The organism is Symbiobacterium sp. (genome assembly GCF_040797425.1).
In the GTDB taxonomy this organism is placed as follows: domain Bacteria; phylum Bacillota; class Sulfobacillia; order Symbiobacteriales; family Symbiobacteriaceae; genus Symbiobacterium.
Genome location: NZ_JBFNEH010000012.1, coordinates 53,134 through 74,790, shown reverse-complemented (window position 1 = coordinate 74,790; position 21,657 = coordinate 53,134). Strand labels below are relative to the sequence as shown.

The window sequence follows — 21,657 nt, the reverse complement described above, 5'->3', positions numbered from 1 at the left end:
GCCATTGTCTTCAATGGAACCGTCGAGTGTTGCACGAAACCTGGCGAAGACCCAGCGCCCTGACCCGGCTGGCCAACCTGTCGCCCGGCGGCCGGATCCCTGTGCCGGTGTTCTGGGTGCTCGACGAGTTTGCGAACATCGGGAAGTTCAAGGACTTCGATAAGATGATTTCCGTCATGCGGGGCCGGGGCATGGCCGCGATGATTATCCTGCAGGCCCTGCAGCAGCTGGAGGCCCGCTACGGCAAGGAGACGGCGGACGTGATCAGCGCCAACTGCGACACCTGGCTCTTCCTGCGGACCAACGACCACAAGACGGCCGAGGAGATCTCGCGAAAGCTGGGGCAGTACACGATTCGCACGGCCACGGGCAACGCCTCGTTCCGGCAGTATGAGACCAGCGGCGGCATCAGTGAACAGCTCTCGGGCCGTGCCCTGCTCACCCCGGACGAGGTGCTGCGGTGGCAGCAGGGCCACGTTCTGGTCATGCAGGCCGGCCAGCACCCGGCACACCTCCGGCTGGCCGATATCACGGAATGGCCGGCGCGCTTCCGCCCGGGCGATCCGCCGCCGGTGCGCCAGGACGGCCAGGATCCGGTGCCGTGGCTGCCGCTGTCAGGCTAGCACGAGGGATGTACCCCGGGGTGGCTGCCGGGGAGGGGCAGTGGTACCCGGGTGAGCCAGTAACCAGGTGAGAGCAGATCCCATGGCCTGTCTGCGGCAGCGTTGACAGGGAGAGCGGAAAGGTATGCGCGCTGTAAAGCGGGTTGTCGCCCTACGTCTGTTGAGCATTCTGCTGCTGGGGTGTACGGCCGGACCCGGGGAGCCTGCCGGGCCGGCCCCCGGCGCCCCGGCGCCGCCCGCCGCCCCACCGCAGCCGGAACCGCCGTACGGTGAGGCTGCAGAAAGCGGCCGGCCAGAGGATGGCACCGAGGCGGCCGCCGAGACGCCTGCGGAGGAAGAGGAGTCGGGTGCGGGCGCAGGCGGGACCTGCAAGCCCGCGGAGGCCGCACCCCTCGATGAACTCGCATGGGATGAGTGGTTGAGCCGGCAGGTGGCGCGAATCGCAGAATGCCTCGGCACGCGGGAGGCCTGGGACCTGCCTGCCTCACAACTGGCCCGTCGGGTTACGCGGAGACCCCGGACTGTGGTGAGCAGTCCGGGGTCCAGATGTGTCGACCGTACAGCGCCTGCCCGGCGGCGTTGGCCGTTACTGCTGGCGTACCCAGTGAGCAGAGACCAGTTGCCGGTCTCCGAAGTCGAGCGACCGAATCTCGCCGGTGTCCAGGTTGACCAACTCCCAAGTGCCGTCAGTGACTGCCATTGACCAGCGCAAGTCGGGTGAGAAGTTGTGACGGCCTCTCTCGGGCAAATCTCGTTCGCCGATACGGATGCCGGTGGCCGGGTCATAGAAGTAGGCCTTCTTCTCCTTCTCGACAAGGAGGAGGGTGGAGCCATCCCCGGTCCACAGTGCCCGGTTGTGCCGCTTCGTGGTGTCGGAGTCGGGGAAGTTCGCTGTCCACTCGCCTGCCTCCAGGTCATAGATGGCGTCGCCGATGTAGACCCTGTCAGCTGCCAACTGCAGGCCGTGCTTCACCCGCACAAAGCGGGAGGTGGGGTCCGGCAGCGGTCCCTCGAGGATCACGTTCTCGTCTGGCGGCCGCCCCAGATCGGTAACTTCGCCAGTGGATAGGCTAACCACGTAGAGCCTGTACTTCCGCATATCATCCCCCACGGCCGCGACCAACCTTTCGCCTTCGAGCCAGGCGGCGTCGGACGCGTGCTTATCGATGACCTTCCGGGGGATAGGGTTGGTGGCCGCGAGGTCAACCACCCAGAGACCGCCACCGGAATACCAGGCCCACCGGCCGTCCGGGCTGAAGCGCAGGTCCCACAGCGTGTCCAGGTAGGGGTGGGGTTTCGGAGCTTGTTCGGGCGCTGTCGGGCTGGCGGGCACGGATAGCCAGTTCTGGCCACTCCGCATGTCGCGAATGAACCATTCCTCGGCACCCGGTCGGTAGCTCGACCAGTCATAACCTGCCAGCCAGTAACAGCGAGGTTCTCCCCCGAGAACGGAGCGGATGCAGAACCCTTCTTCCTTCCCCCACACGGGATCGCCGCCACGCCAGAAGTAGGAAAACCATTCGCCGTTGGGGGAGAGTTCCAAGCGGCCGATGGTGCGGCCGGCCCCGCTGCTGAGGGGTACGAGCTCACCGCTCTCCAGGTAGCATCCGTACACCTCTTCGTGTCGCACTTCCCAGCGGCTTGTCCAGGGATCTTGCAGGATGAGGAGCAGGTCCGGCGGCGCCGCCAGTTCGGGCACCGGTTCCTCCGTGTACAGTTACTCCGGCGGTACGGTGGCCGGTGGGTTCTCGGCGTTTGTGTCCGGAGCAACTTTGTCGGGTGGATCCTGGCTGAGAGCCGGCCCGGACGGGTCGGGTTCTGGCGTGGCTTCGATGGGTTCAGGGATGATGGTGCTCTCAGCGGGCGGGGTTGCCGGCGGAATTGGCACTTCGGGAAGGTGTGAGGCGCAGGCGGTAAGTGTAATGCTGAGCAGAGTGGCCATGAGAACGCGCCGCAGTGGACTGCGCATTTCGGTTGCCTCCTTGAACTGTTCTACCTGGGCTCGGCCAACCAGCTTTCGATCATCCGCCAACACGCGACGCAGAGTGTGTCTGGCGTCCTTCACGTGTACAACAGCGCTGCGGGAGCGATTCGGCAGGTTACCTGCATAGTTGAGTCTGTACGGGAAGAGCAATGAGGCGACGCACGGCTCCGGGTGTGGCGGAGCGCGTATCCGCGGTCTATGCGGGGTTCCTCACTGGTTGAGTGGGTATCGCGTGAAAAAGCGCTCGGACCGCCGCCGGCGACCCGAGCGCAGCATCGTTGTGTCACCGATCAACGATGGTGTAGCGGTCGTACCACTGGGCCATGAGCGGCAGCGTGAGGGGCTCCAGCGCCTCACCGCTCGCCTCGGTGAGGAAGGAGCGAACGGACCAGTGGCTCTTCCAGACCCTGATGACCTCGACCTCGCTGCCGTGGTAGAGGATGAGATAGATGTACGCCAGGTTCAAGTTCTGCGCGAATAGCTTGTCCACAACTTCGCCGTAGACAGTCCAACGTTGTTCTGGAGACCAGTCGGCAGGTACCGTGGCTTCGATCACAGCCACACCGTCCCCTGATCCGATTCGGCTCCGGCCCACGATCAGTTCGGCCCCTTCAGGGAGGAGAGCCTCCAGGTGGGGACGGGCCTGTATCAGTCGGGTCAGGTCGTCGATGGTGTATGGCGGAGAACTCCGGAGGTAGCCGTCAGGTCGCTTCGTCGTGTCTACGACTCCGTCAACTTCCAGCCATCCTTCCAGGTATTCGATGTCTCCCTGAGCGTATGTATACCAGTTGAGGATTCCGATCTCTGTCAGGTGAATCGTCTTGGCATCCTGGGCCGCAGGGTAACTCACCTCTACCGGATACACACCCCACGTAAGCAACGGTAGCCCGGAGAGGAGGGCAGCTTCAACTAGACGGCCCTGCCTGGACGCCCCCGGGTTGTCTACCGTAATGTACAAGGACACTGTCTTCGGAAAGTCCGCGTCGGGGGTATCCAAGGGGACGAAGCGCAACTCGGCGAGGCGATCACCGACTATGGACCGGACCCAGCGGTCGCTGAGCGCCATCACGTCTTCCAGTTGAACACCGGTGAGGCTTCCATGGCGCTCGGCGTGGCGGTCTACCCGGTTGCCCCATTCTGCCATGGGAAACGGGACTTCTTCACTTTCGGGCCAGGTTTCATAGGTGGCGCGTTCAATCACGGAGAAGGAGCCCTCGGGTCTCTGCGGACGGGTGCCGTAGTACTCGGTGGTCCAGACCAGGATTCGCTCCACCTGCGGGTTGGTGCGGAACATCATCGGGACGAACTTCCGATTGTGGGTCAGAATGTCCCAATATGGTTCCGCACCGAGGACGAGCCGACCAGCACGGTCGATGCCGGCCCAGGTGGGCGCTCCCGTTGTGTCGGGTTCAAATCCCCAAAGCTCGAGCGCCCGCCAGACTCTCTCGGCGGCCTCGGCCGGGGTGAGGGCTTCGGCGGGTGCGCCATTGGCCGGGGACTGGTCTATCGGTTGCGACGCGGTCGGCGGGCCAGCCGGCGTCCCGGGGCGAGGGCCGCCGGCCACAACGGTCTGGGTCTGCTCGTCGGGGTGGATCTTGACGGGTTGACAACCCAGGCTGGTTGCCAGTACCAGGACTGTCATACAGACAACGTACTTTCGCATCGGTCTGGGGTCCTCTCCTGTCTACCTGGAGCGGCGAGTGATGACAGCAAGGCCATCATATTCGGAGTTCTTGTAGAGGTCGTCGGTTCTCAAGTCCTCCAGAGTACGCCGGTTTCCGCCCGGATCGTTGATGAGGAAGTCGGCTAGCGTGAGGTTTTCCCTATCCGTTCCGTTGTAGCCCGTGACCACGACCCAGTGCGGGGGAGACTCTACGCCGAGAATTACGGGATTCCCTTGCTCAAGGTGTTGCAGTATTTCCTTCAAGATGTCTTTCTCATCCCAGCCGTCAATGAACTGATGTTGCAGTTGCAGCCCGTATCCCTCTAGGTGCTCATCTGCCTTGTACCAGTAGACGATACCCTGTTGTGTCACATTACTGACTAGGTTGTGCATGAACTCCCCGTCCACTGTCAGATCAGGCCTGTAGAACTGCATAACCATGGCGATGGAGGTGACAGTGCAGCCCTGACTGCCCACAGTCCCCCCGCCGAGTTTGACGTCGTTCCATGAAGAATCAGCTTGCTTGAGCAGCGGCACGTCCAGTTCAATCGTACCCTTACCCCGATCACGGCCGGGCGTTTCGAGGATCATACGGCCCGCCCACTCGGCACCTAACTCGCGCTCGATCATGTCGTTCCAGCTTGCGCTGCGCTCCATCACGGCCAGCGAACCCGAACTGGCCATGACTGACAGGTTGTTCAGGTAGACCGCTTCGATCCTGGGTTCGTACTTCTCCCTGATCCTTCGAATGGGCTCGGCGCCGGGCAAGATGCCGTAGCTCTCCAGTTCCTTGAGCCGTGCCTTCGCCTGCTCCAGCCCGGCGGCATCCCCGCGCTCAAGGGCCTCCCAGTAGTTGATGTGGGCCTGCTTCACCCGCTCGACGATGGCCCAGTTCCGCTGGTCGGATGCCCAGGCCCGGTCCGCGTTCCACCAGTGGGCGCCCTGGGGATCCAGCCGGCCCAGTTCTTCCCGCGCTGCCTGGCCCTCCGCCACGAACTTCTCGGTCGACTCGCCCTTGAAATACGCCTGCCACCAGCCGTCCTTGGCGTTGGCCAGGCGCTGGTATGCGTTGTGCAGCGCCTCTGCCTCGGCCTGAATCGCCGCCACCAGGGGTGCGTACTCCCCATGCAGCCCCTGGTCACGCTTCTCCCGCAGGGACTGGTAGAACCCCCTGTCCCAGGACTCGGCCGCATCCTGACCCTTCTCGATCCTCATGTGCCAGTAGATGGCCTTGCCCTGCACGAACTGCTCCCGGAAGTCGAGCCAACCCTTCAGCTCGTCCCCCTTTTCGCCGAAGACCTGGGCGATGAGTTCGTGGATCTTCTCCTTGCCCAGAAACTCCTGGCGCTGATCCAGCCGCTGGAGGAAGGCCGCCATTGACTCTTTGGTGGCGGCGCCCGACTCGAGTTCGGCCTTCATCTGGGCGAGTTCGTGGGCGGTGACGTCTGCAAGCCTGTTCTTCGCCAGCTCGCCGATTCCCCAGGGGTCCTGGGGAGGCAGACCGGCGGGGCGCTCGCCGTCCATGACCGCACCCCAGTACCGGGCGAGCTCGGCCCACTGGTTCTGGATGCTCATCACCTGCGCCCGGACCTCCGGGTTCACCTTCTGCCAGAGGTCGGTGTAGGGAATGAAGGCGGGGTCGTCCCGGAACTGGGGGTCGAGCACGTCGAAGCGGCCGGCCTCGGCGAGGGCGAGGATCTGCTCGACCTTCTTCTCCACCAGCAAGACCTCGGGGGGCTTGGCCCAGTCGAGGGCGATCTGGTCAAAGGGCTGGTTGGAGACCAGCGCGTTGGTTTCGACGACGGTTCGGCCGGCCGGGGTATTCAGCCCGGATTGTTGCAGCGCATCGACAACGGGGGGCTGTAGGTGTTCTCGACGCCCTCCTTTTCGATGCGGTTCTGCTTGGTGAAGATGGAGGCCACTACGCCCTTGGCCAGGGCGATGGCCTGTGCAGCAGGAATCTGACGTTCCACCTTGCTGAGACCTTGCTGCAAGGCGCCGAGCCCGGCGAGGACGCCGAGGGCGACCGTGTTGGTGAGCAGCTGGTTGATCGCCTGCATCATCTCGGCGGGACCGAACTCACGGCCGGTGGCGGCTGCACGGCCACGTGAGAGGTTGAGGGCGGAGGCGCGCTCCATGGGGGGAACCCTCCTTGGAGAAACGTTCTTACAACAACAGATTATACAGACGCATGAAGACAGTGAGAAGAGAGAGAAGATAAAAACTAACCGACGAAGGGGCTCTCGGCACCCGGTTGGTAACTTGACCGGTGGTAATTGGCCAGCCAATGACACCGAGGTTCTCCCCCGTGGACGGGGCGGATGCCGAACCCTTCTTCCTTCCCCCACATGCATTATACACTGTGTTCAAATATGCGCATAAGATCTGCCTTGAGGCAATAGGCAGTTAAACAGTGCGGTCATGGCACCAGCATGCTCCGTTGTGATCACATTCGCCAGTGCCCCGCGCACAAAAAAGGATCCCGGACCACCGTGAGGCAGTCCGGGATCTTCCGCTACTTCTTCAGCGCCAGCAGGTTCGCCAACACAGTGGCGGCCTCGGCCCGGGTGACCGGGGCGTCGCCGTTCAGGTTGCCACCGGTCCAGATCGGGTGCGGCGCCCGAGAGCCGATCAGTCCAGCCTGCTCCGCCGCCGCCACCCAGCCCGTCGCCCAGGAAGGTACGCCGGTGTAGGAGGTGGAGCCGGTGGACTCCTTCAACCCCAGCGCAGCGGCGGCAATCTTGATGAGCTGTGCCCGGGTGAGCGGGTCGTTGGGGCCGAAGGTCTGGGCGTTGTAGCCGGAGATGATGCCCATCTCCACCGCCGTCTGCAGGTAGCCCTGGGCGTAGGCCCAGTGGTTGGAGACGTCCCGGAAGGTGACCTTACCCAGCGGGTTGGGCTGTTCCCGGAGAGCGACGGTCACCATCTTGGCGATTTCGGCGCGGGTGACGCGGTTGTCGGGGCGGAAGGAGCCGTCGCCGTAGCCGGAGATGACGCCGTAGCGGTAAAGGGTTTCCACAGCCTTGCAGCTGGGATGGCTGGAGGGGATGTCAGTGAAGTAGGGCCGGCAGGAGGGAATCTCGGCGGCGAGGATGCGGTTGTCGCCGACGAGGATCCAGTGGGTGCCGGTGGAGACCACGTCGTACAGTTGAGGCTGGCCAAGTGCGCGTTCGATGCGCCAGTGCTGCCCATCTGCGGAGAAGAAGAGGCTGCGTCCGCCCACGCCGACGTACTGACCGTCGAGGTAGTACAAGTTGCGGATGTACCCGCCCAGTTCGCCAGGGTGGCGCGTCCAGTAGAGACCGTCTCGAGAAGTGTAGATGTGTTCTTCGCCGCTTATGACGAACAGTCCGTTCGCGTAAGTAATGAAGTGGAAGCTATCTTCGTAATGCGGGTTGTGGGGCGTCCAGTTCGTGCCGTCGGTGGAGAAGGCGATCGGCCCGGAGGCGTTCCACCGGTCGATCAGCACGAACTGGCCATTGCCCCAGGTCAGATCCCTTAGGAGGAGGCCTTGTCGGAGTCCGTGTGGACGGGACTCCCACTGCACCAGGTCGTGCGAGAAATGGAGCGAGTTCGTTGACCACACCGCGACTTCATCGCCGGCTTGCAGGATCCTGCTCACACACTCCTGCTGGAACTCGTGGCGGACGGTCCAGTTCAGCCCATCCTGAGAGGTGTAAATCCTGGCAATCTTGCAATCTCTGTCCTGGGCGGCGAGGACGAACTGCCCCTTGACGAACGCCACGTCCATTACAGTCTCTGCCAACGGAACAACGGTGGGGCGCAAGGCGGCGTCGAGCACGACAACCTTCTGGTCACCCCCCACGACCGTGACTCCGTTGCCGTGGGCGGCTGCCCGGTAGGCCGTCTCACCCGTCCGACTGAACGCGGAGCCCTCCGTCTTCCAGTTGAGGCCATCGGTGGAAGTGATGATGAACCCGTGGCGATCGCTTGCGCCCCCTGTGCCGACTCCCACAAACAGGCCGTTACCGAAGGTGATGTCCACGAGGGCCGGGATCGGAACCCGGTAGGTCCAATCGACGCCATCCTCGGAGGTCCAGATGCCCATGGGGCGGTTGAGGCTGGCGCTCTCGCCGATGCTAACCCACATGCCGTTCCCCCGCAGCACTTCGCCAGGGGCGGTGGGGTGGTAGCCGGGGAAGTCTTCGGGTCTGTAGTTCGGGGCCGGACGCCAGTGCACGCCGTCGGCCGACACGTAAAAGTCGTAGTCGCCCCCGATTCGCACGGCTCGCCACACCCGCAACACGTACTGCGTGCCGTCATACCCCAGCTTGCCCCAGGTTCTGTGCAGGGTCTCAAAGATAGCGGTAGGGAACACGGCAAAGCCCGCCTGATCGCGGTGCACAGTCCAGGTGATCCCATCGGGAGAGGTGATGGGCATGAACAACTCTGCGGGGCCCATGCCGTATTCCGGATGCTCTGCGTTGCCGATTACGCGCCCCAGGGCCACGAACTGGCCGCCGCCCCAGATGACGTCGACGACGTCGAAGGTGTTGGCGCTGTAGTTGGTGCTGCGCACGGTCCAGTTGCGGCCGTCAGTCGACGTGAGGATGGTTTCGGCTTCCCCCACGGCCACGAAGAGACCGTTGCCGTAGGTGACGGCGAAGAGGCCGGCACCGGTGGGCAGGGGATCGATCCATGTCCAGCGGAGCCCGTCGAAGGCCGCTGCCGGTGCTGACTGCAGGAGCAGGAGCAGGCCGAGCAGCAGGCCGAGGATGCGACTGACCGCTTGCCGAGAGCGGTGCAGAGAGAGCACGACGAACGTACCTCCTTTGACAAAGTTGCGTGTAGTACAGCCATTATAAACTGTAGCGAATGCGTATAGAAGCCCTATTATCGGAGGAGACCGGGCAAAGCGAAAAATTCTAGCTATCTTGACTCCAACATCAAGTCGGGTATATCGTAATAATACAAGCCTTCGGGGAGGGAGTACACCCAAGATGCTGGCATCAGGAAGCTCGGGACCCTCAATTCAAGAGATACTGAAAATCGAGGAGCTTGTCAGGGATCTGGGTAAGTGGCTTACCGTCCTGATCCCCCTCGTAGCTGGTCTGATGATGGCGTATCACTTCATCATGAAGTCGGCTGCCCAGGATGAGCAGGCAGCTGCCCAGCACACCCGGGCAATCCGCACCATTGCCATCAGCGCGGCCCTCGGTTTCTCTGCGCTGCTCCTGGTGAACTGGCTCCTGGGGACCTACATCCTACCGTCGGACTTCTAGGCGGAGCCGGCCGCTGCCCGGTGCGTCGGCAGCGGCCGCCTACTGCGCAGGGCGGGAGGCTGGGCGTGGCCTGCTCCCGCCTTTTGGTTGGGGCGCCGAGTTACGTCGCGGGAGTGAACGTGCCGTGTGGTCGGAGTTCTTGAGCGACCTGGAGAAATACGGGCTGTTCAGAGTGCTCCGCACACTTTCCTTAACGATCGTGCCGGCGGTTGCGGCGGTCGTGGTAGTGTACCACCTTCTTATGCGCATGCGAGCGGAGGACGAGTACACAGCCGCGCAGCACACGCGCAGCATCCGTAACACGGTGGTGTTCGCTGCCATTCTCATGGCCAGTGGCCCCTTGCTGCACTGGGTGGTGAGCACGATCGGAATCGGCTCGGACAGCGCGTGGGTGCCCTGTCATGGGTATATCTGGGACACCGTGCTCGTGTGTCCTCACCCGGTTCATGAAAACCCAGTTCCCTAGTTTCGTACAGCGCGGAGTGTGGCCATGGAAGAGCTCGTTCGAACGATTACCGAATCCATTACGGAATGGATTCAGTCACTAGGAGGCAGTTTCATATCTTACGTGGTAGACAACATAGATAACTTTAACGATAATTACGCATTTGGCCAGTTTTCGTCTCCCAGCGATTTCTACCCATACAGGTACAACTGGCTTTGGGAGTTATACAAGCGAGTGCTGTTTTTCTCATGGGCCGTGCTGCTGTTCCGGCTCGCCGCCGACGGCGTGCGTACCTACCTGGCCAGGGAGACAGGCGAACTGACGGTCTCGCCGATGGTCATTTTCCGGCGTCTGGTGGTCACCGTCGTGATTATGACCATCACAACCTACGGATTCGCCTACGGTCACCATGGCATTTCGGGTGCGCTGGGCAATCGCATTAAAGAAGAAGTAAGGAAGGTATCGCGACACCCTCAGCGCGATGAAATCTACAGGCCGCTCTCTCAGTGGTATCCGAACATGGGCAACTGGCTGAAGAAGTTCAAGCAGCACTGGGTGGACGCTCATTCCGGTGGCAGCAGCTCCAACCCAGGGGAATCCATCTTCCGCATGACTGTTGCCCTCACCGTCACGATGGGGATCCTCACCTTTTTCGTTCAACAGGCTTTACGTGAGATGGAACTGGTGTTCGCATGGCTGGTGGGGCCTGTGGTCTGTCTCTCAGCCATGTCAACGGACGAGCCGTGGCGGGACGGCGCCCTCGCCTTGTGGCTGCGGGAGGTGCTGGTCGTCTCGTTCAACCAGGTTGCCACAATGGTCGTTCTCATCATGATGTACGAGACTATCGACTTGTCAAACTTGAGCAAGTCTGGCGTTGCCTGGAGGACCATGGTGGCCATTCTCGCCCTCATTGCCATCGGAACGCAGGGACCGCGAGCGCTCCGCCATTATGCCTTTGGTAACCAGCAGGGGCAGATGCTGGCTTCACAGCTGATTCGCATGCCGTGGTGAGGAGGAGCAACGCCATGGGTCAGTTCCATATTCCGCGGCAGCCCACGACCCGGATAGAGCTCCTGCCCGGCGTGGGGCTCATGGAGGTCGGATTCGCCCTGGCCGGTGCTGGTATCGGGTACCTGATCGCTCAGGCCGCCGCCTACTTCTACCCGGGCAGCTATGCGATCTACTGCAGCATCGCGTTCGGCGCGCTCAGCTTTTTCCTGGTCCAAGGGGAACAGAACAGCATCCTCGCCATTCTCCTCAGGCAACGGGCGTTCAATCGTACGCCCCAGCGCATGCTCTTCCGGCTGGGCGCAGGTTCGGCGGCGGAGCGGGTGGGCGACGCGGAGCCGTCCCAGTTGCCCGCCGTCATCTCCCCGAACGCCGCTCCGCAGCCGGCCGTGCCCGCCCGGCCGCAGATGCCCCGGCGAAAGCTGGGGCGCAAAAAGAAGCTGCCGAAATCCACGCTGCCCAAAACGGTGCAGGAGTGGCTGCCGGTGGTGGACGTGGCCGACGACCTCATCCACCGCCGCGACGGCCGCCTCGTCGCGGTGATCCAGGTCGAGCCCGTCAACCTGCAGCTGCGCAGCCCCCGGGAACAGGAGCGCCTGCTGGCCGTGCTGCACGAGGCGATCAACTCGCTGCAGCAGCCGGCGCAGATTCTCTCGCTGCCGCGCCCCATTGACCTGGACGGGTACGTGCAGATGCTGCGCAACCGGTTGCGGGAGGTCGACCGCAACCGGGAGCACCTGCTGCGCATGTACACGCAGTATGTCTCGGGCCTGGTCGCGGGCGGCGAACTGCAGGAGCGCCGCTTCTACATTCTGCTCGCCCAGTCGCCCGGCCCCAACGCCGCGGCCGAGGTGCTGCAGCGCGCTCACGACCTCGCCACCCGGCTCAAGCAGGGCGACCTGTCCGCGCGGGTGCTCGACGACCAGGAGCTCTTCGGCCTGCTCTACGTGTGGGGCCATCCCGACCAGGCTTCCTTCGAGCGGCCGCCCGTTGCGCCGCCCAGCGTTACGACCCTGATGGAGGGCTGATGGATGCCGCTTTTTCGTCGCAAGCAGACCGCTGTACGGGAGCCCGGCTTCGATGCCGTGCCCCCGAACCTGATCGACCTCTTCGCCCCGCCGGCCCTCGACTTCCAGCGGGCATCCCTCACGCTGGGTGAAAGGGCCGGCAAGGTCTTGCTGGTCTACGAGTACCCGCCCAAGGTGCCCATGGCCTGGCTGGCCCGGCTCTTCTCCATGCCCGGTGTGGTGGGGAGCATGCATCTGACCCCCGCTGACCCCAGCCTGCTGGTGAAGCGCATCACCGCCTCGATCACCGAGTTCGGCGCACGCCTGCAGGGGGGCACCCGCAACGCTTTGGTGATCCAGCGGACGGAACAGAGCCTGCGGGACGCGCAGGAGCTCCTGCGCAAGATCGACCAGGAGCAGCAACAGGTCTTCGCCGTGGTGGTGGTGCTGCTGGTGTTGGGTCGGGACGCGAAGGAAGTAGAGCAACGGGCCCGGCGGGTGGAGGCCGCGGCGGCTGCGGCCGGCATGCGGGTCCGCGCCGCCATCTTCCTGCAGCAGGAGGGGCTCGCCGCCGCGGGCCCCTGGGCGTGGCTGCCGCCGCGGCTGGCGCCCATTGCCCCCCGCTCGATGCCGTCCGAGACGGTGGCCGGCGCCTTCCCCTTCGTGGGCGGCTCGGTCAACCACGGCCGGGGGATCCTGCTGGGGCGGGACGACCGGGCCGGGCTGGTGCTGTTTGACCGCTGGACCCCGCCGGAGGAGGCCGGCATCACCAACCCCAACATGGCGGTGCTGGCCACCTCCGGCGCCGGCAAGTCCTTCGCCGTCAAGCTGATGCTGCTCCGGGAGTACATGCTGGGCTGCAAGGTGGTCATCCTCGACCCCGAGCGGGAGTACCGGCACCTCTGCCAGAGCCTGGGCGGCAGCTGGGTCAACGCCGCCGGCGGCGGCGGGCGCATCAACCCCTTCCAGTTCCGGCCGGAACCTGAGGACGACCAGACCGGGACGGCTGCGGAAGACCCCACACAGGCCTGGGTCAGCAGCCCCCTCGCGGCGCACCTCCAGCGGCTGCGTACCTTCTTTGCCCTTTACCTGCGCGACCTTACGGACCTGGACCGCGCCAACCTGGAGGAGGCGATCCTCGACCTCTACCGGGAGTTCGACATCACGTGGGACACCCGGCCCGAGGAGGTAGGCCGCTGGCCCAACACCCGCGACCTGTACCAGTTCCTGAAGGCCCGGGCTGAGGTGGACCCGGAGCGGTGGCAGCGCCTGGCGCTGCTCCTGCGCGCGGCCGGCGAGGGGGCCGACGCCGCCCTGTGGGGCGGCCCGTCCAGCGTGCCGCCAACGGCCGACTTCATCGTGCTGGACGTGCACGACCTGCAGCATGCGGACGACGCCACGCGGAGGGCGCAGTACTTCAACGTGCTCACTTATGCTTGGGACCTCATCCGCCACGACCGGTCGGAGCGGAAGATGCTGGTGGTGGACGAGGCCTGGATCCTGGCCGACCCCCGGGTGCCGCAGGCCCTGGACTTCCTGCGCGACATGTCCAAGCGCATCCGGAAGTACAGCGGCAGCATCACCATCATCTCGCAGAACGTGGTGGACTTCCTGGCGCCGGAAGTGGCGCGCCAGGGCGAGGCGGTGCTGGGCAACGCGTCGCTGAAACTGCTGCTGCGCCAGGGCGAAAAAGATCTCGAAGTCGTGCCGCGCCTGCTCTCCCTCTCGGAGGCGGAAAAGGACCTGCTCTCCCGCGCCAAGCGGGGCGAGGGCCTGTTGGTGGCCGGCAACCAGCGGGTGCACGTCTTCATCGAGGCCGCCCCGCACGAGATGCCGCTGCTGGAGCCGAGCCTTGAGGCCGACGCCCGGGCCGAGGTGGCGCCGTGAGACCGATCCGACGGCCCACGACGCTGTTCGGCGTACTCATTCTGGTGATGATGCTCTTCGCCACGCCCATCACGCTCTACCAGAAGATCCCGCTGGCCCGCTCCGCCGTGGCGCAGCTGTACGTGCAGGCCGCCGATGACTGGAAGGCCGAAACCAAGAAGCTGTCGAGGGTGCCGTCAGACTACTATTACAACGGCGTGCTGGTGCCATGGCAGGAGGCCATCGCCGTGGACGCCGTGGTGCGGGACCAGAACTTCAAGTCTGTGGACTACCAGGCGGCGAAGAACGCGATCAAGCGCTTCACGTACCTCTACGAATGGACCCAGACCGAGTGCCACTGGCACGACGAGGACGATCCGCCGTGGGAGCACTGTATCGAGGTAGATTACTGGCGGTACCGGCTCAAGACCATGGAGCAGGTGATGAACGAGCTGGGCTTCAGCGCCGATCAGAAAAACTGGGCGCGGGAGATGGAATCGCGCGCCAATCTGCTGCTGGAGAAGGGCATCCGGTGTAAGTACGACATGAACGCTGAGGAATGGGAATGCACCGGGTGAGCGCCATCTGCCCTGGCGGCGGGTCCGCGCAGGCGGACGGGGAGGGCTCAGCAGCTTCCGCTCGCCAGGCGCCGGTACGAGCCGGGGACTGTGGTGAGGAAGAGAGAAGCGGCCCCCGCATGGAGGCCGCTTCCCCTATTCGCCGGCCTGGCTGGTTTCCTGTCCGCTCGCCTCGCCGGCTGCAGCCTGAATCGCCTCGATCACGTCGTAGTAGCTCCGCTGGGGCTGGAACAGCGTGCCGTTGATCAGGAAGGCGGGCGTGCCGGTGATGCCCGGGGTCTGGTACGCCTCGAGGGAGTCGGCCAGCACCTTGTCCCTGTACTTGTTGGCGTTCATGCAGTCGTTGAACGCCTTTGTGTCGAGCCCCAGTTCCCGGGCGTACTGCTGCATGGCGTTCCGGCTCCACTGCGGGCCGTGCCCGAAGTTGGCGAACAGGGTGTCGTGGAACGCCCAGTAGTAGCCCTGGTCGGCGGCGCACTCGGCGGCCTGTGCCGCAACCAGCGAGGTGTTCTGCGGGTCGATCACCAGCATGTGCTTGTGAACGAACCGGACCGTGCCTGCCTCGATCAAATCGTTGAGGGGTGCGCTCAAGGCCTCGGCGGCGTCCATGCAGTGCGGGCAGCGGAAGTCGCTGTACTCCACCAGTTCCACGGGCGCATCGGCGCGGCCGCGCACGTTGCGCTCCGCCAGCCGTTCCTGGTCGCTCCGGACGTTCTCCGGCACGACGATCCTTCCGAGCCTTCCGGCGGAGAGGCTGCTCAGCGCAATCAGCAGGGCGCTGGCTCCGACGGCCACGCCGACGATCCACCAGAGGCTGTTATCGCGCTTCCGGTAGGGGTGCCGGCGCTCTTTGGTCTTTGACATACGGATTTCGCCCCTTTGCGTGAACTGACCCATTACACCATGAGATGGGCACTATTAATAACGATAAAGTCCTCTATTTTGTTCGCTGTGTAGCGTACCCCCAGTACCGCCCCCATACACCGGGGTAGCCTCACCGCCGCGCAGACCGCTCGGGGTTTCGCAGGTGGTCGGGTCATATCCGAAACCAGGGAGGAGTTAGCGTTTGGACACATTCCACCTTTCCAAGTGGTACCTGGACTGCGTCGCCGATGACGGATCGGCCATCATCGGATACTTTGCCCGGCTCCGGTGGCGTTCCCTCGCCCTCCAGTATGCCGCGGCGCTGGTGGCGCCGGCGGGGCTGGCCCCGCGTCAGCTCCACGCACTGCGATCGGTGACGGCGCCCGTGCTCGGCGGCGGCAACTGCACGTGGCGGTGCGGCGCCCTGCAGCTGGAGGGCGAGTGGACGGCGGTGGACACACCCGTGGCCCTTGACCTGCTGCAGACGCCGGAAGGTGTCATCCGATGGCGGCTCCACCAGCCCCGCGCGGAGGCCCGCGTTCGGCTCGACGGCGCACCGGGCCTGGGGGCAGTGGCGATTCAGGGGCTTGGCTACGTGGAGGAACTGGAACTCACCGTGCCGCCCTGGCAGCTGCCCTTCGACCTCCTTCTCTGGGGCCGCTTCCTCTCCCGGAGCGACGCGCTGGTCTGGATTCGCTGGGAGCGGGCAGCGGAGCCCGAGGCGACCCGGCGTCAGTTTGTGCTGTGGAACGGCTCGCTGGTGCAAGGGGCCGCGGTGCGGCCGGAGCTCATCTCGGTTCCGGACTCCGGCACGTGGACGGACCTCCCTCTCGGTGACTACCGGCCGCTCCGGGAGGGACCGCTCGCGGCCAATGTGTTCAGCGCCGTGCCGGGGCTGGTCTCGCTCCTGCCCCGGCGGTTCCGGGACGCGTGCGAATCGAAGCGGCTCACCCGCGGCGCGCTGGGAGCGTCGGAGGGCTGGGCCATCCACGAGGTGGTCCGGTGGTGATGAGGCAACCCGCACTGGAGACTCGCAGGCCGGCGCAGCGGCCGCAGGTCCTCGGCCCCCTGCTGTACGGATTCGTCTGGGCGGTGCTGGCGCCCGGCCTTCTCCTGTGGTGGGCCGTGGCCAGCGAAGACGTGGTGACGTTGCCCGCGGTCCACGCCCCCGCAGCGGGTGCGGCGCTGGCCGGGGCCGGAACGGTCCTGATGCTTCTGGGCATGCTGGCCCTGGCCGTTCACGGGAAGGGGCTGCCCATGAACGCGTACCCTCCGCCCCGGTATGTGGCCCGGGGCATCTACCGCTGGGTCTCGCACCCCATCTACGTCGGCTTCGTCTTGCTGGCGGCGGGCCTTTCGGTCTGGGCCGGTTCGGCGAGCGGACTCTGGCTCGTCACCCCCGTCGCGGCACTGGCGCTGGCGGCGCTGGTGGCCGGCTACGAGGGCCGGGACCTGCGGCGCCGGTTCGGGTCGGCCGTGCGGCCCGCGCGCCTCGGTCTGCCCGCCCCGGGTCGCGGACGGCCCGCCTGGTGGGAACGGGCCTCCGTCTACCTGCTGGTGCTGCTGCCGTGGGGACTCTTCGGGCTGGCGCTCACGCGGTTGGGGATGGCCCCCTGGTCGGGGTGGACGCACGGGGCCGCCCTGGCCGTGGCTGCCGCGACGCCGCTCTTCGTGCGCAGGAAGAAGACCCTACGCCGCTTTGCGGTGACGGGGCTGCTGGGACTCGTGGCGGCCGCACTGCTCTACCTGCTCTGGCCCAACGCCCCCGTGGCCTGGCCCGTGTTCTGGGGGCTGCTCTCCTGGGGCGCCTGGCGCCGCCGCGGGCGGGGCTGCAGCGGGGTCGGTCTGACCTGCGCGGCGCTGCTGGCCGTCGGGACCGTCCTGGGCGGCGCGGAGTCGCCTGGCGCACCTGCCGCTCTGGATGGGAACGCGTCGACACGACTGGCGGTGGTCATCGCCGTGGGCCTCTTCCTGCTGGTCGACCTCCACGCCGCCCTCTGGCGAATGCTGCTGCGGGGGGCCGAGCGGGTGGCCAATTCGTGGCGGGAGTGGCGGATCGGGCCCGTGCGCATCCTCAACCACGGCTTCTACACCGGCGCCGGCGGGGCGCTGGGGGCGCTGGTGGTCATGCGGCTGGCGGGGTCGGGCCACGTCCTGCCGGTGGTGGGTGTGGCGCTGGCCTCGCTGCTGGGGGCGGCCCTCTGGGCACAGTACATCGAGGGCTCGCCGGTGCTGCTCCGTCCGCTCGGCTGGTACGGGGGTCTCCTCGGCGGCCTCGCGGGATGCGGCCTTCTGCTGCTCCGGGGCGTCGACGTCCTGCCGCTGCTGGGGGCGCTGGCCCTGGCCCTTCCCCTGGTGCAGGCTACCGGCCGCCTTCGTTGCCTCGTGCAGGGTTGCTGCCACGGCGCCCCCACGGCGACGGCGGCGGGCATCCGCTACCGCCATCCCCGGTCGCGGGTGACGCAGATCGCCGGGCTCGCCGGCGTGCCGCTGCACCCGACGCCGCTCTACTCGATTCTCGCCAACCTCTGCCTCGCGGCGCTCCTCTTCCGGCTCTGGGCGGTGGGGGCCCCGGTGGGAGTGGTGATCGGTCTCTACCTCATCCTGAGCGGTCTGGCGCGCTTCGTGGAGGAGGCGTACCGCGGCGAACCGCAGACGCCCACGGTGGCGCGGCTCCGGCTGTATCAGTGGCTGGCCGTGGGAAGCGCCCTGCTGGGCGTCCCGTTCACGCTGGTGAACGTGCCCCCCCCGGATCCCGCCCCGGTGACGCCGGGCATGCTGGCCGCGGCGCTGCTGGTCGGCCTGGTAGCGTGGTTCGTCACCGGCGTCGACTTCCCCGGGTCGAACCGGCGCTTCTCCCGCCTGGCCGCAGCCGACGACCGGCCGCAAGGTTAACGCGAAAGGGGGATATGGCCTGACTTTGGCCATATCCCCCGATGCACAGGGACGGGTGCGGGGGCTATCCCCCGGCCGCGGGGGAGAGGAGGTACAACTCGTCGCCGTCCCGGAGGCGGGTGCGCAGCCCCGCCCGCTCGCCGTTCACGTAGACCGAGGCCCGAAGGAGCGGCTCGACCGAGGGGAGCCCCAGCTCTGCGGCGACCCTCTGCAGCGCCTCCTGCACGGTGGCCGCCTTCACGGCGACCTGCCGCTGCTTCGCATCCAGCCGCAGCGTGCCGAAGATGCGTACCGTGACCATCGCCTCACCCCCTACTGCAGCCCCAGGCGCCGGAGCAGCCGGGGCGTGGGCACGCCGTCCGGCGTCCAGCCCCGTAGGCGGTAATACTGCCGCTTCATGACTTCGAGCGGCACCCGGGTGCGGGGGTCGCCCGGGACCTGCTCGACGGCCTTCAGCCGCTCGGGCAGGTCGTCGTCGGCAGCGGTGACGCCGAGCCGCACGTTCACCAGCCGCTCCAGGTTGTAGCCCCGCTCCCCGATGCCCTTCAGCCGGCCCAGGTCCATCTTCATCCCGGTCACCGCCTCCAGTGCGCGCGTCACCGGCAGGCCCGGCAGGTGCATGGGCAGCCACGGCAGGCGGTGGATGAGGGCGACGGCCGGGCCGAGCCAGGGCAGGAGCCGGTTGACGGTGCGGGTGAGCCAGCCGTTGGGTCGATGGAGCAGGGGTGCCGGGAAGACGTCGTACGAGCTGAAGAGGCAGTTGCCCGCGGCGGAAATGCCCTCCATGAGGTCCTGCATCAGGATCGTGAGCGCTGCCTTGCCCCGCGGGGTGTGGGGGTCCATTTCCAGCCCCAGCCCTTCCAGCACGGCCAGGTAGCCGGCGTTGAGGTGGCAGCCGCCCCGGTTGGCGACCGCGTAGCCCAGCCCCTGGCCCACTGCCCCGCGAGGCTCGTAGGCCGGCAGCTCCAGCCCCTTCACCTGCATGGCGAAGCTCATCCCGCCGAAGCGCTGGGCCAGGCGGCGGCTCCCCTCGGCCAGCAGGTCGCCGATGCCCCGCCGGTGGGCGATGTCGTCGAAGAGCTGCGGCAGGTTCTCCACCTCGCCGAAGCGGAGGCCGTTCTCCCAGAGCCCCTTCTCGTTCAGTTCCATGGCGAACGCGATGGTGCCGCCGGTGGAGATGGAGTCCATGCCCAGCTCGTCCAGGAGGTAGTTCCAGCGGATGATGGCCGACAGGTCGGCGTTCTCCAGATTGGGCCCCAGGAGCACCAGCGTCTCCAGCTCGGGGCCCTTCACCCTGCGGCCCTTCCGCCCATCCCCTGCGGCGGCCGCGGCAGTTTCCGCCGCGTTCGGTGGCTCCTCGGGCAGGAGCACTTCCCGGCCGCAGTGGACCGGGCACCCGGCGCAGCCGCCGTTGCGGATCAGGTGCTCTTCGGCCAGGGTCTCGCCGGAGACGGCGTCGAACTGGTCGAACCGGCCCCGGCTGAAGTTGCGGGTGGCCAGCATCCGGTGGGCCTGCATTCCGGCCAGCAGCCCGGCGGTTCCCAGCCGGGGGAGCTGGTTGCCGGTGATGGGGTGCGACCGGAGGGCCTGTGCCCACTCCTTGTAGAGCGCCTTCACCCGCTCGGGCCGGGCCACGGGGACCGTCTTGCGGCCGTAGGCCACCAGGGCCTTCAAGTTCTTGGACCCGAAGACCGCGCCCCCGCCGGCCCGGGCCGCCATGCGGTCGTCGCTGGCGAGCCCGGCGAAGCGGACCCGGTTCTCGCCCGCGGGGCCGATCACCAGCTTGCCGGCGCGGGGCGGGAGGGCCGCCTGGGTCTCGCTGGTGGTCATTCCCCAGAGGTGCGAGGCATCATGGAAACGCACGCCATCCTCCGTGATCTCGAGCCACACGGGGGCCTCGGCCCGGCCGGTGATCACCAGCCCGTCGTACCCGGCCTTCTTGAGGTGGAGGCCGAAGGAGCCGCCGCAGTTGGACGAGGCCAGGAGCCCGGTGAGGGGGGAGATGGTGGAAACGTTGAACCGGGTCGCCATGGGCGCCCCGGTGCCGGTGAGCGGCCCGGTGGTGATGACGACGACGTTCTCCGGCCCGAAGGGGTCGATGGGCCCGGTGATCAGGTCGGCCAGGATGCGGGCGGCCAGCACCTTGCCGCCCAGGTAGCGCTCTCGCTGCTCGTCCGTGACGGGGTATTCGCTCACCTGGCGGGCGGAAAGATCGATCTGCAGCATCCGGCCCATGTATCCCTTGAAACGTGTGGGCACGTTCTCACCCCCTTTGTGCGCCGCTGCCACCCCCGTCACAGGGCCTGCTTGAGGATCTGCAGCACGTCGTCAAGCCCGGCTTCCTTGGGGTTCATCAGGAGGGCGCCGTCGTTGAGGGCGGTGCGGGCGATGTCCGGCAGGAGGTCCTCCTTCACGCCCACGTCCTGGAGGCGGAGCGGCAGGCCGCACGCCTCGTTGAGCCGCCGGCTGAGCTCACGGACCGTGGCGATGGCCTTCGCCCCCCGCTCGGCGGCCGGCGTCGCCGCGTACACGTCAGGCCCCGCCAGGGCCAGCAGCAGCCGGCCGTACCGCTCTCCGGTCACGTCGAGGTTGTACTCCATCACGTGGGGCAGCAGGATGGTCATGGCGTCGCCATGGGCCACCCGCGCCACGCCGCCACAGGCGTGGCCGATGGCGTGGACGAGCCCCACCATGGAGTTGGAGAAGGCGACGCCGGCCATGAGGGCGGCGTTGGCCATGGCGAGGCGCGCCTCGGTGTCGCGCCCGTTCACCACCGCGCGGGGTAAGTACTCCCGGATGAGCTCGATTGCCGCCCAGGCGTAGGCGTCGCTGAGGGGGTTCCGCTGGATGCAGGTGTAGCCCTCGATGGCGTGCACCAGGGCGTCCATGCCTGTGGATGCGGTGAGCCGGGGCGGCAGCGACTGCGTCATGCGGGGATCCAGCACCGCCAGGTCGGGCAGCAGGTGGTGGGAGACGAACTCCATCTTCACCTTCCGCTCCGGGTGGGCGATCACTGCCACCAGGGTGGCCTCGGAGCCCGTGCCGGCCGTGGTGGGGATCACGGCGAAGGGCACGTGCCGCTTCGGCTTCACGATGTCGGCCCCCACGTACTGCATGATGTCGTCGGTCTCCTGGCCAATGAGGATGCGGAGTCCCTTGGCGGTGTCGATGACCGAGCCGCCGCCCAGGGCGATGATGGCGTCACAGTTTGCCTCGCGGTAGAGGCGCCCGGCTGCGTTGACCACGTGCACCGACGAGTCGGGCGGGATGTCCTCAAACCGCGCCGCCAGGGCCAGGCCCGCACTCTTGAGCGCCGCCTCGACCACCCCGGTGAGCCCGATCTGGGTGAGCTCCCGGTTGGTGAGCAGCATCGGCCGGCTGGCGTGCAGGTGCTCCAACTCGTGGGGAAGGTTCTCGAGGGCGTTCTCCCCGGAGAGTACCTTGACGGGGTTGTAGAACTCGTAATACCGCGGCAGCACGT

The 21,657-nt window shown here is 66.3% G+C and carries 18 protein-coding genes; 9 read left to right on the top strand and 9 right to left on the bottom strand.

All coding sequences use genetic code 11. The features are described 5' to 3' along the window. On the top strand, window positions 1–623 hold a 623-nt coding region (locus AB2385_RS06020), incomplete at its 5' end, for a type IV secretory system conjugative DNA transfer family protein (RefSeq protein ID WP_367654044.1). A gap of 586 nt (window positions 624–1,209) precedes the next feature. Here AB2385_RS06020 and AB2385_RS06015 read toward each other — a convergent pair. From AB2385_RS06015 to AB2385_RS05995, 5 genes are all read right to left on the bottom strand, one after another. After that, window positions 1,210–2,322 (bottom strand): hypothetical protein, encoded by a 1,113-nt coding sequence (locus AB2385_RS06015; RefSeq protein ID WP_367654043.1) that lies wholly within the window; start codon window positions 2,320–2,322, stop codon window positions 1,210–1,212. A 568-nt stretch (window positions 2,323–2,890) separates the two neighbouring features. Next, window positions 2,891–4,270: a hypothetical protein gene (locus AB2385_RS06010; RefSeq protein ID WP_367654042.1), complete on the bottom strand. Its 1,380-nt coding sequence runs from the start codon at window positions 4,268–4,270 to the stop codon at window positions 2,891–2,893. 21 nt (window positions 4,271–4,291) lie between these two features. Beyond that, window positions 4,292–5,989, bottom strand: a complete 1,698-nt coding sequence (locus AB2385_RS06005; protein ID WP_367654041.1) for a C39 family peptidase — start codon at window positions 5,987–5,989, stop codon at window positions 4,292–4,294. A gap of 104 nt (window positions 5,990–6,093) precedes the next feature. Continuing rightward, window positions 6,094–6,408 carry a hypothetical protein gene (locus tag AB2385_RS06000; RefSeq protein ID WP_367654040.1) on the bottom strand — a complete coding sequence of 105 codons (315 nt, stop codon included), beginning with the start codon at window positions 6,406–6,408 and terminating at the stop codon, window positions 6,094–6,096. A 377-nt stretch (window positions 6,409–6,785) separates the two neighbouring features. Beyond that, complete coding sequence (locus AB2385_RS05995) at window positions 6,786–9,047, bottom strand: S-layer homology domain-containing protein (RefSeq protein ID WP_367654039.1); 2,262 nt, start codon at window positions 9,045–9,047, stop codon at window positions 6,786–6,788. Between the two features lie 184 nt (window positions 9,048–9,231). Between AB2385_RS05995 and AB2385_RS05990 the strand changes: the two genes are divergently transcribed. The 6 genes from AB2385_RS05990 (at window position 9,232) to AB2385_RS05965 (ending at window position 14,417) form a co-directional block, all read left to right on the top strand. Further along, window positions 9,232–9,513: a hypothetical protein gene (locus tag AB2385_RS05990; protein WP_367654038.1), complete on the top strand. Its 282-nt coding sequence runs from the start codon at window positions 9,232–9,234 to the stop codon at window positions 9,511–9,513. A gap of 124 nt (window positions 9,514–9,637) precedes the next feature. Next, a complete protein-coding gene (locus AB2385_RS05985) occupies window positions 9,638–9,979 on the top strand; it encodes a hypothetical protein (RefSeq protein WP_367654037.1) in 342 nt (113 codons plus the stop codon). A 24-nt stretch (window positions 9,980–10,003) separates the two neighbouring features. Then, window positions 10,004–10,969: a hypothetical protein gene (locus AB2385_RS05980; protein WP_367654036.1), complete on the top strand. Its 966-nt coding sequence runs from the start codon at window positions 10,004–10,006 to the stop codon at window positions 10,967–10,969. 14 nt (window positions 10,970–10,983) lie between these two features. Next, complete coding sequence (locus AB2385_RS05975) at window positions 10,984–11,994, top strand: hypothetical protein (RefSeq protein ID WP_367654035.1); 1,011 nt, start codon at window positions 10,984–10,986, stop codon at window positions 11,992–11,994. Between the two features lie 3 nt (window positions 11,995–11,997). After that, entirely contained in the window at window positions 11,998–13,860 is a 1,863-nt protein-coding gene (locus tag AB2385_RS05970; protein WP_367654034.1) for a VirB4 family type IV secretion system protein, read from the top strand. Continuing rightward, window positions 13,857–14,417 carry a hypothetical protein gene (locus tag AB2385_RS05965; protein WP_367654033.1) on the top strand — a complete coding sequence of 187 codons (561 nt, stop codon included), beginning with the start codon at window positions 13,857–13,859 and terminating at the stop codon, window positions 14,415–14,417. The genes AB2385_RS05970 and AB2385_RS05965 overlap by 4 nt, the downstream gene beginning before the upstream one ends. 135 nt (window positions 14,418–14,552) lie before the next feature. On the opposite strand, the gene AB2385_RS05960 is transcribed toward AB2385_RS05965, so the two are convergent. Beyond that, window positions 14,553–15,281, bottom strand: coding sequence for a DsbA family protein (locus tag AB2385_RS05960; RefSeq protein WP_367654032.1), 729 nt, complete (start codon window positions 15,279–15,281; stop codon window positions 14,553–14,555). A gap of 202 nt (window positions 15,282–15,483) precedes the next feature. Here AB2385_RS05960 and AB2385_RS05955 point away from each other — a divergent pair, with 202 nt between their 5' ends. Both AB2385_RS05955 and AB2385_RS05950 read left to right on the top strand, forming a co-directional pair. Next, window positions 15,484–16,290 (top strand): hypothetical protein, encoded by an 807-nt coding sequence (locus AB2385_RS05955; RefSeq protein WP_367654031.1) that lies wholly within the window; start codon window positions 15,484–15,486, stop codon window positions 16,288–16,290. Continuing rightward, complete coding sequence (locus AB2385_RS05950; RefSeq protein WP_367654030.1) at window positions 16,290–18,176, top strand: prolipoprotein diacylglyceryl transferase family protein; 1,887 nt, start codon at window positions 16,290–16,292, stop codon at window positions 18,174–18,176. The genes AB2385_RS05955 and AB2385_RS05950 overlap by 1 nt, the downstream gene beginning before the upstream one ends. 64 nt (window positions 18,177–18,240) lie before the next feature. Here the strand turns inward: AB2385_RS05950 and AB2385_RS05945 are convergent, their stop codons facing one another. Genes AB2385_RS05945 through AB2385_RS05935 form a run of 3 tightly spaced genes read right to left on the bottom strand, consistent with a single transcriptional unit; the run spans window position 18,241 to window position 21,655 of the window. Next, the gene (locus AB2385_RS05945; RefSeq protein ID WP_367654029.1) at window positions 18,241–18,477 is read right to left on the bottom strand and encodes a MoaD/ThiS family protein; all 237 of its coding nucleotides are present in this window, start codon (window positions 18,475–18,477) and stop codon (window positions 18,241–18,243) included. 11 nt (window positions 18,478–18,488) lie between these two features. Continuing rightward, a complete protein-coding gene (locus AB2385_RS05940; RefSeq protein ID WP_367654028.1) occupies window positions 18,489–20,435 on the bottom strand; it encodes an aldehyde ferredoxin oxidoreductase family protein in 1,947 nt (648 codons plus the stop codon). 35 nt (window positions 20,436–20,470) lie between these two features. Beyond that, entirely contained in the window at window positions 20,471–21,655 is a 1,185-nt protein-coding gene (locus AB2385_RS05935; protein ID WP_367654027.1) for an iron-containing alcohol dehydrogenase, read from the bottom strand. Window positions 21,656–21,657: the final 2 nt, after the last annotated feature.

What these genes read in the sequence shown, in the direction of transcription:
- AB2385_RS05950 (WP_367654030.1), top strand. Translation starts at nt 16,290, where the DNA reads ATGAGGCAACCCGCACTGGAGACTCGCAGGCCGGCGCAGCGGCCGCAG.
- AB2385_RS05980 (WP_367654036.1), top strand. Translation starts at nt 10,004, where the DNA reads ATGGAAGAGCTCGTTCGAACGATTACCGAATCCATTACGGAATGGATT.
- AB2385_RS05945 (WP_367654029.1), bottom strand. Translation starts at nt 18,477, where the DNA reads ATGGTCACGGTACGCATCTTCGGCACGCTGCGGCTGGATGCGAAGCAG.
- AB2385_RS05990 (WP_367654038.1), top strand. Translation starts at nt 9,232, where the DNA reads ATGCTGGCATCAGGAAGCTCGGGACCCTCAATTCAAGAGATACTGAAA.
- AB2385_RS05975 (WP_367654035.1), top strand. Translation starts at nt 10,984, where the DNA reads ATGGGTCAGTTCCATATTCCGCGGCAGCCCACGACCCGGATAGAGCTC.
- AB2385_RS06000 (WP_367654040.1), bottom strand. Translation starts at nt 6,408, where the DNA reads ATGGAGCGCGCCTCCGCCCTCAACCTCTCACGTGGCCGTGCAGCCGCC.
- AB2385_RS06010 (WP_367654042.1), bottom strand. Translation starts at nt 4,270, where the DNA reads ATGCGAAAGTACGTTGTCTGTATGACAGTCCTGGTACTGGCAACCAGC.
- AB2385_RS05970 (WP_367654034.1), top strand. Translation starts at nt 11,998, where the DNA reads ATGCCGCTTTTTCGTCGCAAGCAGACCGCTGTACGGGAGCCCGGCTTC.
- AB2385_RS05960 (WP_367654032.1), bottom strand. Translation starts at nt 15,281, where the DNA reads ATGTCAAAGACCAAAGAGCGCCGGCACCCCTACCGGAAGCGCGATAAC.